Annotated in this window: 2 protein-coding genes; both read left to right on the forward strand. The window is 43.5% G+C overall.

Annotation, left to right across the window (positions count from 1 at the left end; genetic code table 11):
• The first annotated feature begins 499 nt into the window (after nt 1-499).
• Nucleotides 500-784: a hypothetical protein gene (locus F6K20_RS33070; protein WP_008185529.1), complete on the forward strand. Its 285-nt coding sequence runs from the start codon at nt 500-502 to the stop codon at nt 782-784.
• A gap of 42 nt (nt 785-826) precedes the next feature.
• A partial coding sequence (locus F6K20_RS33075) for an ABC transporter substrate-binding protein (protein WP_287297583.1) occupies nt 827-2,710 on the forward strand: 1,884 nt, incomplete at its 3' end.

Genomic DNA, 2,710 nt, shown 5'->3' on the forward strand with positions numbered 1-2,710 from the left:
TTGTGTCGATTACACAAGTGTGTCTTTTATGTAGATGGTGGAGATTGCACACTAGATTATTTTCTACCATGATAGATTTTGGATCTGTTTTGAAATTATGTCACTTTAAAAAGTGGCATAGTTAAATAAGTCAGTATTTGGTTTCTCATAATTTTGTGCCGACACGGTGATCGACTGATTAGCTCACAACTTGACAACTAAAACGACAGGAAATAACAGTCTCAGCTCGACATCAGGGCAGTTGAAAGCGCTTGTTGCTGTTCCTGATTCTTGAATGTAGCAAATGAGACTTCTCAGACAACCTCTAAGGTGTTTGACATTGTCTTGATGCAGTCGCTCATGGGGGGAACCCCCAAAACCGCTTAGGTGCGCTTTCCGCATTAAGAATTAAATTCGCCACGGGTCGCACCTCTGCATCGCTCCTAAACTCCGAAACTTAGTCATAACTTACTTCTAACTTCTGACTTCTAACTTCTGACTTGCGCGTAGCGCTATACCTATGGCTGACATCACACTAGGCAACTTGATTGCCCTGATCCTTGAAGAAGTATCTGACACCCTCGACCAGACAAATTCTGACAGCACTACAGAAACGAATTTAGAGGTTACAGATGTTTATTTTGATATTCCAGCCCATTTATACCTAAAAACCGATGGGCAATTTTTAAGTCAAGAGAAAACAAAATCACGAGTAATGATTAGTTTACCTTCAACTATAGAAACTCCCCCTGTCGGTAAACTAGGTCGCATCCGCATGACTATCGCTCCTGAAAAATCACGATAAGACTACTATTCCGAAGTTAAACACTTTTGCTAGTAAACTACTATGACTAATGAGGAATCATTAACAGCCAGCAACGGCAATACAAAAGGTAATACAAAAAACAATACAAACAGCAATACAGAGGAAAACACGGAATGGCAGCTAGCGGAGATGGTTGATGCGATCGCTGCTGAAATTGACCGTGCTGAAGATACTCTTTCTTTGAAATCTTATGCCCGTGGCAAGTCTATGGCGATTAAACAGCTTCAACTCGATATAGAAGTTAAGCTGCGCCGTACCTCTGACGGTAAAATCTTATTTCGGACTACAGACCCTGGGGAAAATAGCGCTACTGTTATCAAACTGGATTTTGCCCAAGTCCTAGAAAGCCAGTTACAAGGAGTGCGTAAGCAACTTGATCAACCGATCAGCACTAGGCCCCTGGCTACTCTACCTGGTATTACCGAGGCTGAGATCAAACAATTAAATGGCATTGGGATTTACTCAGTTAATGACCTTGAAGGCTACAGCCAAACAGCGGCAATGGTAGCTGAACTCAGCCGCAAAACTGGAATTGCTGATTCACGGATTCGGATATGGCGACAGCTACCGTTCTTGAGTGAGGTGAAACCAGCAAAAGGACTACCCGGAAGCCAGGTTGTGATTGAGGGAGGTAATTTTGGCGATCGCGACCCTAATGCCGCAGTTTTCTTCCAAGGTCAAGCAGTACAGATTCTTGAGTGGAGCAAGTCCCGTTTAATTGTTACCATGCCCGAAGTAACAGGCTCTGGTGTCTTGTTTGTAGTTATCGATGGTCAAAGCACCAATCTGCTGTCTTGGGAAGCAATCACCGTTGATTTACGAGTGCGAAATATTACTATCACACCAGATCAACCATTAGCAGGAGACCTGATTACCATTGAAGCGGATCTAATCAATCAAGGGAATAGTTCTTCTGATACCTTCGAGGTACAGTGGACAGTGGATAACAAGCCGCAGCCAATCCAATCCCACGGTCCGTTGCAGCCCAATCAGCGATCGCAAGACAGCAGTATCCGTCGCCAGCTCAGACTCGACCCTGGTTCCCACACCATCCGCTTCACTGCTGATCCACACCAGAAAAATTTAGACCTAAACCGAGCTAACAGCACCTTTACCAGAGAGATTGAGGTTAAAGGTCTAAACCAACTAACCATTGCTGATTTTCGTGATATCAATACCCTTGACCCACTACTCAATATTAACTACCCTTCAGCGAATATGAACTACGGTCCAGGGGATGTGTTGAGCCTAGTCTTCCGTGGTTTGGGTCGTCTTGATCCAAAAACAGGAGCTTTCGTAACCGATATTGCTACTCGTTGGTGGTGGATTGAAAATAAGGAAAATAATACTCGAATAATTTATTTCCAGCTTTCTGAAGAAGTGAGTTTCCATGACGGAAAACAGCTTACTGTAGCTGATGTAGAGTTTACCTATCAGGTATATAAAAAACTTAACTCAAGCCCAAATAAGCGGGTGATAAACATAATCAGAGATATCAATGTCGTTAATGATCGGATAATCAGCTTTGAAGTACTGTGGCCTTTTCTCAAAGAAGAGGAACGCAAAGACGATAATTCTGATCAAGTTGATATTGACAAAGATGATACCATTACGCCCATTGACCGGGAGCAGATTCAGTCTATCGAGAGCATTGATCAGATTGAGTCTATCGAAATCGTTGACCAACCACGCCCCCGCCCCATCGACATTGCTGAGTCTCCACTACCACGCTACATTGCCTCTGTGATGACTATCGGTATAGTACCGCGCCACGCTTACAATCAAAAAAGTTTTCAGCTGAAGCCCATTGGCAGTGGACCTTTCCAGGTTGAGAGATTTGACTCAGGCCAAGAAATTGTACTGAATGCTTTTCCCAAGTATGTAAAAGGTGCGCCACGATTGGAT

Source organism: Moorena sp. SIO2C4, assembly GCF_010672485.1.
In the GTDB taxonomy this organism is placed as follows: Bacteria; Cyanobacteriota; Cyanobacteriia; order Cyanobacteriales; family Coleofasciculaceae; genus Moorena; species Moorena producens.